Source organism: Larkinella insperata, from assembly GCF_026248825.1.
Lineage (GTDB): Bacteria > Bacteroidota > Bacteroidia > Cytophagales > Spirosomataceae > Larkinella > Larkinella insperata.
Map to the genome: position 1 here is coordinate 711,998 of NZ_CP110973.1, position 15,491 is coordinate 727,488.

Annotated in this window: 12 protein-coding genes; 10 read left to right on the top strand and 2 right to left on the bottom strand. The window is 54.3% G+C overall.

Going from position 1 to position 15,491, the window contains the following annotated elements; translation table 11 throughout:
* The first annotated feature begins 6 nt into the window (after nt 1–6).
* Both OQ371_RS02745 and OQ371_RS02750 read left to right on the top strand, forming a co-directional pair.
* A complete protein-coding gene (locus OQ371_RS02745) occupies nt 7–5,259 on the top strand; it encodes a non-ribosomal peptide synthetase (protein ID WP_265992228.1) in 5,253 nt (1,750 codons plus the stop codon).
* A gap of 27 nt (nt 5,260–5,286) precedes the next feature.
* Nucleotides 5,287–6,045 carry a 4'-phosphopantetheinyl transferase family protein gene (locus OQ371_RS02750; protein ID WP_265992229.1) on the top strand — a complete coding sequence of 253 codons (759 nt, stop codon included), beginning with the start codon at nt 5,287–5,289 and terminating at the stop codon, nt 6,043–6,045.
* Nucleotides 6,046–6,049: 4 nt separating this feature from the next.
* On the opposite strand, the gene OQ371_RS02755 is transcribed toward OQ371_RS02750, so the two are convergent.
* Both OQ371_RS02755 and OQ371_RS02760 read right to left on the bottom strand, forming a co-directional pair.
* Entirely contained in the window at nt 6,050–7,831 is a 1,782-nt protein-coding gene (locus tag OQ371_RS02755) for an ABC transporter ATP-binding protein (protein WP_265992230.1), read from the bottom strand.
* Between the two features lie 134 nt (nt 7,832–7,965).
* A complete protein-coding gene (locus OQ371_RS02760; RefSeq protein WP_310586608.1) occupies nt 7,966–8,931 on the bottom strand; it encodes an NmrA family NAD(P)-binding protein in 966 nt (321 codons plus the stop codon).
* A 294-nt stretch (nt 8,932–9,225) separates the two neighbouring features.
* Here OQ371_RS02760 and nusB point away from each other — a divergent pair, with 294 nt between their 5' ends.
* The 8 genes from nusB to OQ371_RS02800 all read left to right on the top strand — a co-directional run bounded on the left by nusB (nt 9,226) and on the right by OQ371_RS02800 (nt 15,491).
* Entirely contained in the window at nt 9,226–10,401 is a 1,176-nt protein-coding gene (gene nusB / locus OQ371_RS02765) for a transcription antitermination factor NusB (protein ID WP_265992232.1), read from the top strand.
* Nucleotides 10,402–10,451: 50 nt separating this feature from the next.
* The gene (locus OQ371_RS02770; RefSeq protein WP_265992234.1) at nt 10,452–10,754 is read left to right on the top strand and encodes a YtxH domain-containing protein; all 303 of its coding nucleotides are present in this window, start codon (nt 10,452–10,454) and stop codon (nt 10,752–10,754) included.
* A 57-nt stretch (nt 10,755–10,811) separates the two neighbouring features.
* Nucleotides 10,812–11,252, top strand: coding sequence for a DUF1573 domain-containing protein (locus tag OQ371_RS02775; RefSeq protein WP_265992235.1), 441 nt, complete (start codon nt 10,812–10,814; stop codon nt 11,250–11,252).
* A gap of 55 nt (nt 11,253–11,307) precedes the next feature.
* Nucleotides 11,308–11,625, top strand: coding sequence for a preprotein translocase subunit YajC (gene yajC, locus OQ371_RS02780; protein WP_265992236.1), 318 nt, complete (start codon nt 11,308–11,310; stop codon nt 11,623–11,625).
* Between the two features lie 101 nt (nt 11,626–11,726).
* Nucleotides 11,727–12,509 carry a YbbR-like domain-containing protein gene (locus tag OQ371_RS02785; RefSeq protein WP_265992237.1) on the top strand — a complete coding sequence of 261 codons (783 nt, stop codon included), beginning with the start codon at nt 11,727–11,729 and terminating at the stop codon, nt 12,507–12,509.
* The gene (gene coaE / locus OQ371_RS02790) at nt 12,506–13,126 is read left to right on the top strand and encodes a dephospho-CoA kinase (protein WP_265992239.1); all 621 of its coding nucleotides are present in this window, start codon (nt 12,506–12,508) and stop codon (nt 13,124–13,126) included. The genes OQ371_RS02785 and coaE overlap by 4 nt, the downstream gene beginning before the upstream one ends.
* 115 nt (nt 13,127–13,241) lie before the next feature.
* The gene (locus OQ371_RS02795) at nt 13,242–14,894 is read left to right on the top strand and encodes an amidase (RefSeq protein WP_265992240.1); all 1,653 of its coding nucleotides are present in this window, start codon (nt 13,242–13,244) and stop codon (nt 14,892–14,894) included.
* Between the two features lie 30 nt (nt 14,895–14,924).
* Complete coding sequence (locus OQ371_RS02800; protein ID WP_265992241.1) at nt 14,925–15,491, top strand: pentapeptide repeat-containing protein; 567 nt, start codon at nt 14,925–14,927, stop codon at nt 15,489–15,491.

The window sequence follows — 15,491 nt, forward strand, 5'->3', positions numbered from 1 at the left end:
TCTGGCATGGTTGATCACGCGGTTTCCCCACCCTACACCCCCGTTGATTTTGATCCCTTTGCGGGTCCGGAACTTATTCATCTGGCTCCCGCTACGGAACCCCAGATTGAGATGTGGTCGGCCTGCCTGCTGGGCGGTGACGACGCCAACCGGGCTTACAATGAGTCGACTTCCATTCGGTTCAAGGGTTCCCTGAACCGCCTAGCGCTGGAGGATGCGTTGCACGCGTTGATTCGGCATCACGAAGCGTTGCGCTCGGCGTTCAGTGCGGATGGACGCCAGATTCTGGTTTTTCGCGATGTTCCGATCGACCTTTTTTACGAAGACATTTCCCACCAATTGTCGCCTGAGCGCGACCAATGGGTGAGCGGCTACGTAAAACAGGACATGCTGCACCGGTTTGATCTGATCAACGGCCCGTTGCTGAAGGCTGGTCTGCTAAAACTGGCCGACAACGAGCATCATTTTGTGCTAACGGCCCATCATATCATCTGCGACGGCTGGTCGACCGGGACACTTTTGCAGGATCTTTCGGCTCTTTATTCGGCTTACGTTCAGAACAAGACCGCTACCCTGTCGAAGCCCCTGGCCTTTAGTCAGTACGCGCAGGAACAGCTTGCTTTTTTAAACAGCGAAGAATACCGCCAGATTGAAGCCTACTGGCTTGATCAGTACAAAGACGATATTCCCGCGCTGAATCTGCCGACGGATTTCCCGCGCCCTCCCCTGCGGACCTTCAAAAGCCAGCGTCGGGATTACACCCTTGACCCGGAGCTGGTATCGGCTTTAAAAAAGCTGGGCATTCAGGCCGGTTGCAGTTTTGTAACCACCCTGCTGGCCACGTTCGAAGCGTTTCTGGGTCGGTTTACCGGTCAGGAGTCCATCGCCCTGGGGCTACCGGCAGCCGGGCAGCCGGTGGCGGGTTACAACCGGTTGGTAGGACACTGCGTTAACCTGCTGCCGGTGCGGAGCTACCCAAAACCGGACTTATCCTTTCTCGATTTTTTGAAGCAGTGCCGAAAAACCGTGCTGGACGCTTACGACCACCAGCAACTGACGTTTGGAAGTCTGCTCAAAAAGCTCAAAATCCCCCGCGATCCTTCCCGGATTCCGCTCGTGCCGGTGGTGTTTAACATCGACATGGGGCTGACCGAGGGCGTCACGTTTCACGGGCTGACCTACCAACTCGCCAGCAATCCGCGGGAGTTTGAGAGCTTCGAAATTTTCCTGAATGTTACCGACTCTAACAAAGTTCTGACGCTGGAGTGGTCGTATAATACCCAATTGTTCCGGGCGGGCACCATCGACCGGATGATGGCCGACTTCGAGTCGGTGCTGAAAACGGTGGTAGCCAATCCCACCATCCGGCTGGACGCCCTCCGGCTTTCGGATGCCAACGGCATTCTGGAAAAATTAAACCAGTGGAATGCCACCCAGACCGCCTACCCGCGCAACACGCCCCTGCACCATCTGATTGCGCAGGCTGCCGCCCGTTACGCCGACCGAACGGCTTTGTCGTTCAACGGGCAGACGCTGACGTACAAGGCGTTGAACGAAACCGTCAACCGGCTCGCCCATTACTTGATTGCGCAGGGCATCCGGGTTGGTGATCTGGTGGGAGTAGCGGTTGATCGGTCGCCGGAGATGCTTATTACGCTGCTGGCGGTGATGAAAGCCGGAGCGGTTTATGTTCCGACGGACCCGGATTATCCGCAGGAACGCGTCCTGTTTATGCTGACCGATTCGGCGGCCAAATTGCTTATCCTGTCGGCGAAGTACCAAAACCGGTTTGGCGCTCCCATCCCCGAGTTAGCCATCGAACAGGCGCTGGCCGATTCCACCCGGTTTTCGGCGGATGAACCCAACGTAACGGTTTCGGGAACCGATCGGGTGTATGTTCTTTACACGTCGGGATCGACCGGCAAGCCGAAAGGCGTTCAGATTGAACACCATAATCTGGTTAATTTTCTGCTCAGTATGCAAAAAGCGCCCGGAATAAAAACCGGCGACAAGCTCCTGGGCGTAACGACCATTTCGTTCGATATCTCCGGGCTGGAATTGTACCTGCCCTTGATCAGCGGGGCTGAACTGGTGCTGACGGATGCGGAATCCAGCAAAGATGGCCGGATTTTGCTGGACCTGATCCGGTCGGAAAAGATAACCATCATGCAAGCCACGCCCTCGACCTGGCGCATGATGCTGTCGGTGGGCTGGTCTGATCTGCCGCCGTTGAAAATCCTGTGCGGGGGCGAAGCACTCCCGAAAGACCTGGCAGCCCAGCTAACCGAAGCCGGTAATGAACTGTGGAATATGTACGGTCCGACCGAAACCACCATCTGGTCGAGCCTGAAGCGGATTCAGGGCGGAGATGACCTGATTTCCATTGGCCGCCCCATTGCCAACACGGTTATTTACATTCTGGACGAAAACCGACGGCCGCAACCCGTGGGCGTTCCGGGAGAGATCTACATCGGGGGCGACGGGGTGGCCCGGGGGTACCTGAACCGGCCCGAACTGACCGCCAAGCGGTTTGTCAAGAATCCGTTCAAACCGGCCAAAAAAGACATTCTCTACCGGACGGGCGATCTGGGGCAATTTACGGAAGACGGCGAAATCATCTGTCTGGGCCGGATCGATCAGCAGGTTAAAATTCGGGGTTACCGGATTGAACTGGGAGAAATAGAACACACGCTTGCCACGCTCAACGATGTGCGGGAAGCCGTCGTGGTGGCCCGGGAAGACCGCCCCGGCGATCAACGGCTGGTGGCGTATGTGGTTCCGGAGCAGGAACTGCACCCGACCCAGCACCCCAACTGGCTGGAGCGCTGGAATATTCTGTACGATCAGGGCGTCAATTACGAAAGTAAAATCAAGCTTTCGGACCAGAACCTGGATGTGGTTATTACCGAGCTGATCAGCGATCGAAAAGACATTCGAAACGAAGTCAGCGACTGGCTGAAGCACTCCCTGGACCGGATTAAGGCCTTAAAACCGGTCAACGTCATGGAAATCGGCTGCGGGGCGGGTCAGCTGGTCTTTCAAATTGCCCCGGACACCGAGTCGTACATCGCCACCGATTACGCTCAGGCGCCCATTGACAAATTAAAGCAGAAGCTGGCCCTCCAGCCGGAAAAATGGCAGCACGTTCAGGTCGAGAGAGCGGTGGCCGACAACTTTTCGATGGTGCCCCCCGCATCGCGCGATCTGGTTTTAATTCACAGCGTTGCGCAGTATTTGCCCACTGCCAATTACCTGGTGAAAATTCTCCGCGAAGCCGCGAAAGCCGTTAAATCGGGCGGCTGTATTTTCATTGGCGACATGCAGGGCAAAGAAACCCTGCGGATGCACCACGCATCCGATCAGCTTCAACGGTCGGGCGGAGAAACGAGCCTGGAGGAGTTTACCGAAATCGTGGACCGGCGGGTGAAACTGGAAGATGAATTCATTGCCGACCCGGCTTTCTTTTACCTGCTGCCGTCCATTATTCCGGAAATTACGGCCGTTGACACCCAGCTCCGGCGCGGGGCCTATCTGAACGAAACAACCAAGTATCACTACGACGTCTGGCTGTACATCGGCAATCCGCCCAGCATTGTTACGCCCACCAAGCAGATGGAGTGGACGGCTGATCTTTCGCCGGCTGAACTGGAAAAGGAACTGCTGGCCAATCGGCAGAACGTCGTGCTGGTGAGGCACATTCTGAACAGCCGCACCACCCGGGACCTTACCTTTCTGACGATTCTGGCCAATGCCGCCCCCGGTTCAGTCCTGAACGACCTGAAACCCAGAATCAATGCGGCCCCGGCCGGCGTCGATCCCGAGCGGTTTTTTGACCTGGGCGCCCGGCTGGGTTTTCAGACGCACGTTCGGTGGACAGATACGGGAGCAGATGGTACGTTTGAGGCTGTTTTTATACCAGAATCCGAAAAAAAAAGCATTCCGGCAAAACCCGAAAAAATCCAGCTCAGCAACCCGTCTATTGATACCTCCGTCCGCTACGCCCCAACAGCGGCTGAGGCTGCTTCCGAAGACCGGGTTCAGCAGTGGAAACACGTGCTCAAAGCGGTATTACCCGAGTACATGGTTCCGTCGGAATTTGTGCTCCTACCCGCCCTGCCACTCACGCCCAACGGCAAGATAGACCGCAAAGCGCTTCCCAAACCCGCCTTGCCCGCCAACCGGAATCCGGAGACGCCCCAGTTGTTGTCGGCCGAAGAAAAGCTGTTTCTGCGCATCTGGCAGAACGTGCTTGAACTGGAAAATATCAGCGTGACCGATGATTTCTTTGCGCTGGGCGGCCACTCACTCATTGCCATTCAGGTGATGACCCAACTGGAAAAAGAAACCGGCACACGCCTGCCGCTGGCTACGCTTTTCGAGTACCCAACGATTCAAAAGCTGGCGGGTTTGCTGCAGAAAGACCAGAAAACCTGGACGTCGATCATTCCCATGAAGCCGACGGGCCGGAAAATGCCGTTGTACCTTGTACACGGATATGATCTGAATTTGCTTTACTTCAAAAATCTGATTATCCATCTGGACGACGACCAGCCCGTGTATGGCCTTCAGAAGCTGGGGCCCGACGGCAAGGCTGAACCCATGAAAACGCTGGAAGACCGGGCGGCTGCGTACATCAGCGAAATCATCGAACACAACCCCAAAGGCCCATATGCCATCGCTGGTTATTCATCGGGCGGCTACATCGCCGTTGAAATGGCCCGGCAACTGAAAGCAATGGGCAAAGAAGTCAGGCTGGTGGGCGTGATCGATACCAACGCTGATGCTTATTCGGAACATCAATACCTGGCAACCCAGCCTGCCTTTTACCGAATCGCCAAGAAAATCATGCGGCAGGGGCCGAAATTCATCTGGTTTACCCGGTCGTTGCTGCACAAGCCGGTTGATACGTTGATCTACCAGAAGAACTATTTCAAAAGAAAGTACAACGAACTGCTGGTTGCTCTGGGTCTGGATGAGCGGCCAAAACCGGAAGGCCTGACCGACGATATGCTTCCGGTTATTCAGAAAAACGAAGAAGTGTTCCAGCAGTACATCATGGACCCCTACGACGGTATTATTGATTTATTTCGGGCGCGGGAGCGGCCCTACTACGTCTACGATTTTACGCACCTGGGATGGCGCCGGTTTGCGCCCGTGGTGCGCGTCCACGATGTTCCGGGCGATCACAGAGCGATGCTGTACCCGCCCTACGCCGAAGAATTTGCCCGCATCCTCCAGCAGGCGCTGGACAATAGTTAGTTGAAAACCCAGTTCCGTCTTGCCGTTATGCGTTCAGCCCGCGTTGTTTACGATACAATACCAACAGTAACGTGGGAGCCGCTCTGGGAGCGGCTCTCATCATCCGACCTGGTGATTTTTCGCATTGAACTGGTTCGGTTTACGACCTTTATTTCTACCTTTTCCACCTGGTTGTCAACCGATGAACACCACCGGGCGCAACGGTATTTTCACGAAAAAGACCGCAATCGATTTGTGATTACCCGGGGAATCTTACGGCTTATTCTGGGCAGGTATACGCACCGGAACCCGTCCGACATCCAGTTTGGAAGTCAGGGAAAAAAACCGGTTCTCCGGGCGGACGACAACTGGCAGTACAATGTGTCCCATTCCGGCAACTGGGCCCTTATTGCCGTCAGCGCCCAGCCCGTAGGGGTTGACATTGAAAAAATAGACGATGCTTTTCGGTTTCAGGACCTTCTACCCGAAACGTTCGGTCTGGCCGATCAGCTTTACCTTCAACGGCATCCGGACGCCCGGCCGTTGTTTTATCACTGGTGGACCCGTAAGGAAGCACTGGTAAAAGCAACCGGTCAGGGTATTGATGACTACTTCAAGGAAATTCCCGCCCGGGATGGAACACACGAAGTCCAGGAATGCGTGCTGGGCCAGAGGGGCCATTGGACCGCCAGAAACTTTGAGGTCACGGAAGGGTATACGGCGGCCGTCGCGTATGAATCGGCGGATCGGCATCCCCGCTTCGTTGAGGTTACGCCAGAATTGTTACCACTTCTCAAGGCCGTCTGAAGGGTTAAACCTCCTCGGTTTGCAACTGTTTTTCGTAGAGTTCGCGGTAAACGCCGTTGGCCGCCAGCAGGTCTTCGTGGGTTCCCTGTTCCACCACCTCGCCCTCGTCGAGCACGATAATTTTGTCCGCCAGCTTGGCCGACGACACCCGGTGGGAAATCACAACCGACGTGCGGTTTTCCATGATCCGGTGCAGGTTGTTCAGGATAATATTTTCCGTGTTGGTATCTACAGCCGACAGGCAGTCGTCCAGAATCAGAATTTTGGGATCGCGGGCAATGGCGCGGGCGATGGAAAGCCGTTGTTTCTGCCCACCCGACAACGTAACGCCCCGTTCACCAATCCGGGTGTCGAACTGCTCTGGAAAGCCGGTGATGTTCTGGTATAAATCCGCGTCTTTCACGGCCTGTTCCACCTTCTCCTGCGGCATGTCCGGCATACCGAACTTAACGTTGTTGCTGATGGTTTCGGAGAACAGAAATACCTCCTGCGGTACGTAGCCCATTTGCCGACGAATTGAAGTCAGGCTGTAATCTTTCAGCGGAATACCGTCAATCAGGATTTCCCCCTCGGTGGGGTCATACATCCGCGTGATCAGGTTGGCCAGTGTACTCTTGCCCGAACCCGTCGTTCCCAGAATGGCCACGGTTTCGCCCGCCTTAACGTGCAGGTTGAAGTTTTTGATGGCGGTGATGCCCGAATCGGGGTAGACAAACCGGATGTTCCGGAGTTCTATTTCCCCTTCGATGGAGCGTTCCAGCGATTTTTCGGAAACAATATGGCTCTGAACCGCCAAAAACTCGTTGATACGTTGCTGAGAAGCAGCCGCCCGCTGGGTCTGGCTGGTGGTCCAGCCGAGAGCCATCACCGGCCAGGTCAGCATGTTGACGTACAGGATAAACTCCATGATGTTGCCCGGCGTGAGTCGCCCCGTCAGGATTTCCTGACCGCCCACGTACACCACCAGGACGTTGCTCAGCCCGACGAGCAGCATGATCAGCGGAAAGAACAGCGAATCCACGCGCGTCAGTTGCAGCGATTTAAACTTGTAAACATCACTTTCCACCGTAAAACGCGTAGCCGAGTTTTCCTCGCGAACAAACGCCTTAAGCACCCGGATTCCCGAGAACGCTTCCTGCACGAACGTGGAGAGCTTCGAAAGGCTCTGTTGAATTTCCTCCGAGCGTTTGATGATGATCGTGTTCACTACATAAATGGCTACCGAAAGCAACGGCAACGGCAGCAGCACATACAGACTCAGCCGGACGTTGATCGATACCATGTAACTGATTACCAACAAAAAAAGCGTGATCAGGTTCAATCCGTACATGATGGACGGACCGACGTACATCCGCACCTTACTGACGTCTTCCGAAATCCGGGCCATCAAATCGCCGGTGTTGTGCTGACGGAAGAAGCTTAGCGGTAACGTCTGGTAGTGTAGGTAAATCTCATTTTTCAGGTCGTATTCAATGTGCCGCGACATGACAATCAGCGTCTGCCGCACCAGAAACAGGAAAAAACCTTTCAGCAGCGCCATTGCCAGAATCAGCAGTCCATAAAATAGAATGCTGTACGCAAACACGTCGTAAAGGTTGTTTTGCAGCCCGGTCCCGTTGTAGAGGAAATATATATCGAGCGTTTCCTTCACCAGATCGAGCGAATACCGCACCAATTGGGCCGGAATGATCCCGAACAGGTTTGAAATAATCGTGAAAGCGGTGCCCCAGATGAGGTACCATTTATATTTCAACAAATATTTATTGAGATGGGAAAGTGCTTTCACAAATCAGGAGACGTCTTTCAATGAAACAAATTGCGGTTCTGGCTGGGTAACAGCAAACCGGCCGGAAAGGTTGCAACGGAGAAAAGGAAGAGCGCAGGAATGAAAGAAACGTCCGAAATTTTACGCAAACGGTATCAGGAAGAACGGTTTTTCAGGACTTCCTGCACCGATGTCCAGCGAATGTGCGGGTAGCGGTCGTTGTCGAGCGGGTCCAGCTTTGGTTGCCCGCTCAGCATGTTGCGCAGGTACTGCATTCCCTGCCAGGGCGGAAACACTTCCTGGTTTTGCGGAAACAGCGTACGGGTTACGTTGATCATAAAATCAAGAACGCCCAGGCCACCCATCCGAAACAAACCAAACTCGTTTCCGGTGGCTGCGCTGGCGGCTTTCCGCAGGTCCCTGACCGTGGCCACCTCACCAGCAATCCGCAGAAACCGGGGCGTATCAGGGTCAAGAGCGGCCGCTGCGGTGAAAGCTGCGGTATTGTCGATGGTCGTGAAATCCATTGGCTGGTCGGCATCTCCCCAATACAGCACCCGTTTCAGGCCAAACAGAACGACCGGCGCCTGGCCGTTCAACAGGTCGGTAAACATCCCGTTGAGAATGGAAGTAGCCGCAATCGGTGCCCGGTCGAGCCGCTCCTGAAATTCCCGGCGCAGATCCAGATTTCGGTTCGAACCCGGCGCAAGTTTGGTAAAATCAATGCAGTAATCGGACGGAATGAAGCGCGGAACACCGGCTTCCACGGCGGCCCGGAGCAGTTTCGTCTGCAACTCCACAATTACATCCCGCAGCCCCGACAAGGCCGACACGAGGCAGAAACCGCCCGTACAGGCCTGGGTCAGTGCCGCTGCATCCGAAAAATCAACCGCGACGACGGCTACGCCCTGCTGCCGCAACGCGTCCAGCTTGCGAGGATCGCTTCCCGGACGAACCAGCGCCCGCACTGTTGCGCCACTTTTTAACAAATAGTCGGCGATGCGCTGCCCCAAATCGCCGGTAGCTCCGGCCAGAATGATCAATGGATTACCCGTTGTACGGTCTGACTTGCGTTCTTCCCGAGGTTCTTCCTCGTTCGTCACGATGCGGTCGTTGGTCAAGTTCTTTGTTTGTTAATGATGCGTGTGCGCCGTTGCGGCTTTGTGAAAACCGGCCGCCGGAGTTAGTAATACCGCCATGTCCTCAAAATGTTTCCGTCTGGCGGGGTGTTGGTGGAAATCCGCCGGATAACAGCACTTTTTGCCGGTTGCCTCCCGACCCGGCCGCGGTTTCGGGAATCTGCGGGCTTATCCTTTTCCTTCATTTTCCCTTTTCGCCATATTTTCCGTACTTTTGTACCCAATTATCAATATTTCGAAATATCGAACCCAGTTCTTTGTTTCTTGCCGGATAGCATGTTAAACAGACGCTTATTGCGGATTAAAGTCATGCAGGCTTTTTACGCCCTGCGACAATCCGAATTATCGAGTCGACAATTAGCCGTCGATGCCATTACCGAAACGTTTCAGCCCGACCTGAACTCCATGGAGGTACAAAACCTCCAGCAACTGGAAGGGTTCCGCCGGTTGGCGACGGTATTGTTTGAGGAAGGACTGACGAAGGGGAAACCGTCAGAGGAAGAGGACGTTCCGCGCAATGTGCTGATAGCGGCCAACCAGGCGCTGGCCGAATACCGCAATAATCAGACCCGGGAACGGCACCGCGTGTTTCAGTCGCTGCTCGAAGATGTCCGGATGCTGGACAATTCGCTGATCCGGCTGCTGACGCTGCTGCTGGAGTTGGCGCACGTTGCCCAGGTAGACCGCGAACGGATTCGCCGGTATGAAGCCGTCGACGCCCGGTCGATTGCCAAGGAATCGGGGCTGGACCGCAACCGGATTATTCAGGCCCTGCGCGAGCACAAGCCGCTGGAGGTGGAGAAGATTCGCCGGAAAGTCGACTGGGGGGATGATCCGCAGATGATTCGCTCGATTTACAATGACATCCTGAAAGAAGATGAAATGTACCGGGCTTATTGCGAAACGGCCCAGCACACCGCCGATGAAGATCAGCAACTGGTTCAGCATATTCTGCGCAACGTTTTATTGAAGCAGGACCCGGCCAAAAACTATTTCGAAGAAACCGACCTGAGTTGGGCCGAGAACGGCGAGCTGGTTCGGAGCATGGCCATCAAAACGCTGAAATCCGTTCAAAGTCCCGAAGGCCTGAAGCTGACGGAGCTGACCGACGACTGGGAGGAGGATCGTCTGTTTCTGGAAACGTTGTATAAAAAGGCGCTGGAAAACGACGCCGAATATGAAGCACTGCTGGCCGAGCAACTCAAAAACTGGGATGTGGAACGGGTGGCCCAACTGGATAAAATTATTCTGAAACTGGCGCTGGCGGAGCTGCTGAATTTTCCGAATATTCCGGTGAAGGTAACCATCAACGAATACATTGAACTGGCAAAGCAGTACAGTACACCCAAAAGTGGCAAATTTGTCAACGGTATCCTGGATAGCTTGTCGGAAAAATTAAAGAGCACCGGCCAACTCCGCAAAAGCGGTCGGGGCTTATTGGACAACAAGTAAGTTTTCCCGTTGTTTATGGAAACGTAAACAACTGCCAACAAAACAAAACCATGAGCAAAACAAGCCAAACCTTGATAGCGTTCGTAGCGGGCTGCGCAACTGGAGCCGTAGTAGGATTACTGTACGCCCCCGAAAAAGGAGCCGTCACCCGCGATCGGCTAACCTACCGCCTGTCTAAATACCGCGATCAACTCCGTGATTTGCTAGAAAATGTCTTGAATTCGGACTCTCTGCCCGAAAGTCTCGCCAAAGTGGAAGGCCAGCGGGTGGTAAACGACGCGCGGGAAAAAGCCGAAAAACTGCTGGAAGACGTGGATCGTCTGATGGCGCAAATCAAACAACAGGGTTCTTAATCCACTACTAGCCGGGGAGCCGAGTCTCCCCGGTAACTTGATCGTTTTCAAACTGAAATGAAAAATTTTGCCATCGGTCTGTTGTTTCTCCTTGGCGTCTCTGCCTGCAACCAGACTCAGAAAGATTCGAAAAGTGAATTATCGGATAAAATGCCGAAAATCGTTTTTGCCGATAAGGGAGTATATGATTTCGGCGAAATTACGGAGGGTGACAGCGTTGTTCGCAACTTCAAATTCAAAAACGAAGGCGAATTTCCGCTGATCATTAACAACATCAACACCTCCTGCGGTTGTACAACCCCCGAATGGCCCAAACAACCGATTGAGCCCGGCAAGGAAGCGTCCATCAAAGTGCTGTTCAACAGCCAGGGCAAGCGGGGTGTCCAAAACAAAACCGTTACGGTCTACGCCAACACCGATCCGGCTTATACGGAACTGTCTTTCCGGGTTATGGTGAACCCGCGGGCCGAATCGAGCCCCACCAGCGCCGTTCAATAAGCCTATTTGCTGCCCTAATCCAATTGATCTTACATTTTAACTACTCGTTGTCATTATGACTTTCCTTTCTGTATTACTACAGGCACCGGCTGGCTCACCGAACTCCATGGTCTGGAACATCGTCCTGTGGGTCGGTATTTTTGTTGTTTTCTACTTCTTCATGATCCGTCCGCAGCAAAAAAAGCAGAAGGATCAAAAAGGTTTCATCGAAAATCTGAAAAAAGGGGACGATGTAGTAACAATTGGCGGTTTACATGGAAAAGTGTATTCGGTGGAAGGAACAACCGTTACGCTGGAAGTAGACAGGGGGTTAAAGCTAACGTTTGAAAAAACCGCCATTTCCCGCGAAGCGTCTGCCAAAACAGCATCGTAATCTCATCCTAATGGTGAATGATCGATGGTAAATGATGAACACCAGCGTTGCCGCCAGTTTATCGTTTAGCCCCGGTTGTTCACCATCATTTTATACCGCTCGTGTCGTTAACGACTACCCAACCCCGTCCCATTCGACTGCCGACGCTGATTCTGTGTCTGCTGGCGGCTGCCCTTATCTGGCTGCTCAACGCCCTCAACAAGAACAACTACACGGTAAACGTTCAATACCCGATCGAATTCGTTTACGACCAGAAGCTTTACGTCCCCACGTCCCCTCTGCCCAAAACCATTACCGTTAACATTACCGGCAACGGCTGGAAGCTCTTTCGAAAAACCTGGTTGCCGTTCCGGTCGCAGGCCATTCGGTACCCCATCGAACGGCCCCTGCAAACAAAATTCATCAACACGGCTTCGCTGGCGGCTTCTTTAACCGAGCACGCCAAAGATGTGCGGGTCAATTTTGTAGCGGGCGATACCCTGGCCCTGAATTTCGACCGGCTGGCGGTTCAGGAAGTACCCGTTGTGGTCGACAGCGCCGGTATTGACTTGGACGACCGCATGGTGGTGTCCAGTCTGATTAATGTGTCACCCCGGATCATCCGGTTTGAAGGCCCGGCCCGGCTGCTGCGGGCGGTACCCGATACCATCAAAGTAAAAATCCCGGCCCGACGCCTGGCCCTCAGCTACGACGAAGAACTGCGCCTGCCCATTCCGCGCCATCCGCTTATCCGGGCCAGTGCCGACCAGGCCGCCGTCAGCTTCGAGGTAGCCGAGTTGCTACAGCCCCTGCCGGTTACGCCCGTATCCCGGCCCGCCGAACCGGAGAAAGAAACAAAGTCCGCAAAGACGACGAAAAAGGCCAAATCAAACCGCAGGAAATGAGCGTAGCGTCGAAAAAGCCGTTGTTGATCGGCGTCACCGGCGGCATCGGTTCCGGTAAAAGCCTGGTTTGCCGCGTGTTTGAAACCTTCGGTATCCCAGTTTATTACGCCGACGAGCGGGCCAAATGGCTGGTGGATCACGATACCATTCTGAAAGCGGACGTGACCCGCCTGCTCGGTCCGGAAGCCTACGATCCGATAGGCCGTTACAACCGGAGTTGGGTAGCCACCCAGGTGTTTGGTCAACCGGAGTTGCTGCTGCAATTGAATGCTCTGATTCACCCGCGGGTGTATGCCGACACCGCGCGCTGGGCCACCCAATACACTCATAAGCCGTACGTAGTCAAGGAAGCGGCCTTGCTCCGGACGGCGGGGGAAGACGGCAACAACCTCGACAAACTGATCGTGGTGCAGTCGCCCCTGGAACTGCGCATCCAGCGCATCAAAAAACGCGATCCGCACCGCACCGAGCAGGAAATCCAGAACATCATCAGCCGACAGATGAGCGACGACGAACGGCTTCAAATGGCGGATTACGTTATCTACAACAACGAGTCGCAGTTGCTGATCCCGCAGGTGGTACGGCTTCATGAACTCTTTTCCGGGGCAGAATTATAATTTACGGTTTTTTCGTACCGACGGCATTTCGTCCGTATTTTAGGCGAGACTTACTCGATTCGTTAAATGCAGCATGGGCAAGCGCCTGCGTGGCCCCGCCCATCGGTACGTACCTATGAAAAAAATTATTCTACCCGTAGCCTGTCTGCTGAGCTTTCTGGCGGGCGCCTTCATCACTGATAACGACCCTAAAAAACCGCTTACTACCGACATCCTTGATGCGGCCTCCAGGGTGTTTGGACTGGAATTCAGCCCCGCCGAACGGGATTCAATGCTGGAAAACCTCACCAGCTACCGGAACAATTACGAAGCCCTCCGAAAAATTGAACTGACCAATGATGTTGCACCGGCGCTTTATTTTAATCCACTCCCCCACGGTTTTAAACTCCCACAGGGTGCTCCGTCATTTAAAGCCAGCCCGATTGGAAAAGTAACGTTCCCGGCCAACCGCAACGACCTGGCCTTCTACTCCGTGGCCCAACTGGGTGAACTGCTCCGAACCCGTCAGATTACGTCGGTTGAACTAACCAAATTCTTTCTGGAACGGCTGAAAACCTACAACGACAAGCTTCTCTGCGTTGTCACGCTGACGGATGAACTGGCGTTGCAACAGGCCCGGCAGGCCGATGCCGAAATCAAGGCCGGAAAATACCGGGGGCCATTGCACGGCATTCCGTACGGCGCGAAGGATCTGTTTGCCCGCAAAGGTTACAAGACGACCTGGGGATCGGTCCCCTATAAAAACCAAACACTGAATTACGACGCCACCCTCATTCAGCGGCTGGAAAAAGCCGGGGCCGTTCTGTGCGCGAAGCTGACGCTGGGCGAACTGGCGATGGGTGATGTCTGGTTTGGCGGAAAAACCCGGAATCCGTGGGACCCCTCCACCGGCTCCAGTGGTTCGTCGGCGGGCTCGGGTGCGAGCGTCTCGGCGGGGCTACTCCCGTTTGCGATCGGTACCGAAACGCTGGGTTCCATTGTGTCTCCTTCGACGGTCAACGGGGTGACGGGGTTGCGGCCCACCTACGGCCGGGTAAGCCGGTACGGGGCAATGGCGTTAAGCTGGTCGATGGATAAAATTGGCCCCATGTGCCGCTCGGTGGAAGACTGCGCCCTGGTTTTCAACGCCATTTACGGCCCGGACGGCCACGACCCAACGGTGATTGCGGCTCCGTTCCGGTATGCTCCGCTGCCCTCCCTGAAAGGAATTAAAATTGGCTACCTGAAAAAAGCGTTTGACGAAGACCACCCGACGAAAGCCAGCGATGAAGCCGCGCTGGAAACCCTTCGCAAACTCGGTGCGACGCTGATCCCGTTCGAGTTGCCCGACATTCCGGTGGGCCGCATGAACATGATTCTGAGCGCTGAAGCCGCGGCTGCGTTTGATGAGCTGACGCGCTCGGGCAAAGACGACCAACTGGTGCGGCAGGTCCGCGGAGCCTGGCCCAACGCCTTCCGTTCGGCGCGGTTTATCCCGGCGGTCGAGTACATTCAGGCCAACCGCATTCGCACCAAACTGATCAACGAGATGGCGGAAACGATGAAAGGCTTCGATGTGTACATTACGCCTACGTTCGGCAACGCAAACCTGACGCTCACCAACCTGACCGGCCATCCGTGTGTGGCGTTACCGAACGGTTTCAATGCCAACGGGCTGCCCACCAGCATCACGTTCATGGGCCAGTTGTTCGACGAAGGCCGTTTGCTGGCCGTTGCCAAACTCTACCAGGACGCTACGGCTTTTCACAAAAAACATCCGGCCCTCTAAGTGCCTATTTTTCACTCGTAAACACCAGAGATGGACTATTACAACCAGGTCTTCGACTCTTTCGGTGCATCGCCCGATTCGTGGACCCATCAAACGTATGAACAGTGCACCTTCAAAAATCTGGATTTGGCCGGTGCCCTGCTGTTCAACTCAAACTTTATTAATTGCCACTTTGAATCCTGTGACCTGACAAAAATTCAGGTCAAAAATGCGCGATTCGATGACGTATCCTTTGCGGACTGCAAGCTTAATTACGTTGATTTCGGCCACTGCAACCCCTTCGGTTTTCACACTGATTTTCAGAATTGCCAGCTCAACAACACGGTTTTCCTGAACCGCAAGCTCAAGAAAGCCAAGTTCATGGAATGCTCGCTGAAGTCCGCTCAATTTCTAAAATGCGATCTAACCGGAACCCACTTTAAAGAGTGCAATTTTGATTCGGCCCGCTTTGAAGACAATACGCTCATTCAGGTGGATTTTTCCAGTTCCTACAACCTGGAACTGGACCCGGACACGAATCGAATCAAAAAAGCCCGGTTTTCCCTGCACAACCTGCCGGGCCTTTTGACCAAACACGATCTGGTCATCAGCCCGTAA

Coding starts and splice junctions, on each gene's coding strand:
- OQ371_RS02745 (WP_265992228.1), top strand. CDS start 7: ATGGTTGATCACGCGGTTTCCCCACCCTACACCCCCGTTGATTTTGAT.
- OQ371_RS02750 (WP_265992229.1), top strand. CDS start 5,287: ATGCGTTCAGCCCGCGTTGTTTACGATACAATACCAACAGTAACGTGG.
- nusB (WP_265992232.1), top strand. CDS start 9,226: ATGTTAAACAGACGCTTATTGCGGATTAAAGTCATGCAGGCTTTTTAC.
- OQ371_RS02770 (WP_265992234.1), top strand. CDS start 10,452: ATGAGCAAAACAAGCCAAACCTTGATAGCGTTCGTAGCGGGCTGCGCA.
- OQ371_RS02775 (WP_265992235.1), top strand. CDS start 10,812: ATGAAAAATTTTGCCATCGGTCTGTTGTTTCTCCTTGGCGTCTCTGCC.
- yajC (WP_265992236.1), top strand. CDS start 11,308: ATGACTTTCCTTTCTGTATTACTACAGGCACCGGCTGGCTCACCGAAC.
- coaE (WP_265992239.1), top strand. CDS start 12,506: ATGAGCGTAGCGTCGAAAAAGCCGTTGTTGATCGGCGTCACCGGCGGC.
- OQ371_RS02795 (WP_265992240.1), top strand. CDS start 13,242: ATGAAAAAAATTATTCTACCCGTAGCCTGTCTGCTGAGCTTTCTGGCG.
- OQ371_RS02800 (WP_265992241.1), top strand. CDS start 14,925: ATGGACTATTACAACCAGGTCTTCGACTCTTTCGGTGCATCGCCCGAT.